We start from the raw sequence: 873 nt of genomic DNA, 5'->3' as shown, positions 1-873 counted from the left end.
CCCCGGCCCCACCCGGCGCACAGGCCCACTGGCCGCACGACCCGCACGCACCCCGGGGCGCCGCGCACACCGCGAGCCCGCGCTCAGGCGGTCACGAGCCGGAGTCCCCCTTCCCAGGGCCCCTGCACCAGCTCTCCCACGCCGCCTGGCAAGCCGTGCTGGTCACCGGGGTCACCTCCCTCGTGCTGGGGCTTCTCGTCCTGGTCTGGCCGGGCGCGTCCCTGTTCGCCGCCGGGGTGCTGTTCGGGCTCTATCTGCTCGTCAGCGGCATCCTCCAGCTCGCCTCCGCCTTCGGCACCCACCGGACGACAGCCCTGCGCGTCCTCGCCTTCATCAGCGGCACGCTCTCGATCCTGCTCGGCCTGTTCTGCTTCCGTCGCCCCCTGCAGTCGATCCTGCTGCTCGCCCTCTGGATCGGCATCGGCTGGCTGTTCCGCGGTATCACCCAGACCCTGGCCGCCGCCCACGACCCGGCGATGCCCGCCCGGGGCTGGCAGATCTTCCTCGGGGTCCTCACCGTCGTCGCCGGCATCGTCCTCATCGACGCGCCCTTCGAGTCCGTCGCCGTTCTCACCCTGGTCGGCGGCTGCTGGCTGCTCGCGGTCGGCGCCGTCGAGATCGCCACGGCCCTGCGCATCCGGGGCCGCCGTACGCCGAGCGAGCGGATCTCGCAGCCGGTGGGATGAACGGCATACGCACAACGGGGAACCACCTCCCGTGAACCCCGCACCGCAGCCGGCCCCCCGCGGCACCCGCCGGCACACCTGGCCGCGGGTGCTCGTCCTGCTGCTCGCCCTGCTCGTGCCCGGCGCGCACGCCGAGGCGCACACAGGCCCGACGGCCACCGTCTCCGGCGAGAGCACGCTCGTCGAG

Annotated in this window: 1 protein-coding gene; it reads left to right on the top strand. The window is 74.0% G+C overall.

Annotated elements, in window-relative coordinates; translation table 11 throughout:
* Positions 1-122: 122 nt before the first annotated feature.
* On the top strand, positions 123-686 hold the full coding sequence (locus CA983_RS44280; protein ID WP_086606167.1) for an HdeD family acid-resistance protein: 564 nt from the start codon (positions 123-125) through the stop codon (positions 684-686).
* Positions 687-873 lie beyond the last annotated feature (187 nt).

Source organism: Streptomyces swartbergensis, assembly GCF_002148965.1.
Taxonomy (GTDB): Bacteria; Actinomycetota; Actinomycetes; order Streptomycetales; family Streptomycetaceae; genus Streptomyces; species Streptomyces swartbergensis.
Note: the sequence above shows the minus strand (reverse complement) of the source record. Positions and strands in the feature narration are given on the sequence as shown.